The 1,832-nt window shown below is 57.2% G+C and carries 1 rRNA gene (running past one end of the window); it reads left to right on the top strand.

Annotated features, from left to right (window positions below):
• Positions 1-1,830, top strand: a 23S ribosomal RNA gene (locus tag ACZ6NC_RS41855); it begins 1,377 nt to the left of the window's first position.
• Positions 1,831-1,832: the final 2 nt, after the last annotated feature.

The raw sequence follows: 1,832 nt of genomic DNA, 5'->3' as shown, positions 1-1,832 counted from the left end.
GGCTGTGATGGGTAGGGGAGCGTCGTGTGCCGGGTGAAGCGGCGGTGGAAACCAGTCGTGGACGGTACACGAGTGAGAATGCAGGCATGAGTAGCGATACAAGAGTGAGAAACTCTTGCGCCGATTGACCAAGGGTTCCTGGGTCAAGCTGATCTGCCCAGGGTAAGTCGGGACCTAAGGCGAGGCCGACAGGCGTAGTCGATGGACAACGGGTTGATATTCCCGTACCCGCTTTGAAGCGCCAACGCTGAACCAGGTGATGCTAAGGCCGCGAAGCCGGCCCGGAGTCTTCGGACAATGGGACGTGGTGGAGCCGCCGGACCAAGTCTGCAGTAGGTGAGCGATGGGGTGACGCAGGAAGGTAGTCCAGCCCGGGCGGTGGTTGTCCCGGGGTAAGGGTGTAGGCCGAGTGATAGGCAAATCCGTCACTCATTAAGGCTGAGACCTGATGCCGAGCCGATTGTGGTGAAGTGGATGATCCTATGCTGTCGAGAAAAGCCTCTAGCGAGTTTCATGGCGGCCCGTACCCCAAACCGACTCAGGTGGTCAGGTAGAGAATACCGAGGCGTTCGGGTGAACTATGGTTAAGGAACTCGGCAAAATGCCCCCGTAACTTCGGGAGAAGGGGGGCCATTCCTGGTGACGGCACTTGCTGTCAGAGCTGGGGGTGGCCGCAGAGACCAGCGAGAAGCGACTGTTTACTAAAAACACAGGTCCGTGCGAAGCCGTAAGGCGATGTATACGGACTGACGCCTGCCCGGTGCTGGAACGTTAAGGGGACCGGTTAGCTTGGATTCGTCCAGGCGAAGCTGAGAACTTAAGCGCCAGTAAACGGCGGTGGTAACTATAACCATCCTAAGGTAGCGAAATTCCTTGTCGGGTAAGTTCCGACCTGCACGAATGGCGTAACGACTTCTCGACTGTCTCAACCATAGGCCCGGTGAAATTGCATTACGAGTAAAGATGCTCGTTTCGCGCAGCAGGACGGAAAGACCCCGGGACCTTTACTATAGCTTGATATTGGTGTTCGGTTCGGCTTGTGTAGGATAGGTGGGAGACTTTGAAGCAGCAACGCCAGTTGTTGTGGAGTCGTCGTTGAAATACCACTCTGGTCGTGCTGGATGTCTAACCTGGGTCCGTGATCCGGATCAGGGACAGTGTCTGGTGGGTAGTTTAACTGGGGCGGTTGCCTCCTAAAGGGTAACGGAGGCGCCCAAAGGTTCCCTCAGCCTGGTTGGCAATCAGGTGTTGAGTGTAAGTGCACAAGGGAGCTTGACTGTGAGACTGACGGGTCGAGCAGGGACGAAAGTCGGGACTAGTGATCCGGCGGTGGCTTGTGGAAGCGCCGTCGCTCAACGGATAAAAGGTACCCCGGGGATAACAGGCTGATCTTCCCCAAGAGTCCATATCGACGGGATGGTTTGGCACCTCGATGTCGGCTCGTCGCATCCTGGGGCTGGAGTAGGTCCCAAGGGTTGGGCTGTTCGCCCATTAAAGCGGTACGCGAGCTGGGTTTAGAACGTCGTGAGACAGTTCGGTCCCTATCCGCTGTGCGCGTAGGAGTGTTGAGAAGGGCTGTCCCTAGTACGAGAGGACCGGGACGGACGAACCTCTGGTGTGCCAGTTGTCCTGCCAAGGGCATGGCTGGTTGGCTACGTTCGGGAGGGATAACCGCTGAAAGCATCTAAGCGGGAAGCCTGCTTCGAGATGAGCACTCCCACCTCCTTGAGAGGGTAAGGCTCCCAGTAGACGACTGGGTTGATAGGCCGGATATGGAAGCCCTGTGAGGGGTGGAGTTGACCGGTACTAATAGGCCGAGGGCTTGTCCTCAG

The organism is Kitasatospora sp. NPDC041988, from assembly GCF_055588525.1.
This window is presented reverse-complemented; position numbering and strand designations above follow the sequence as displayed.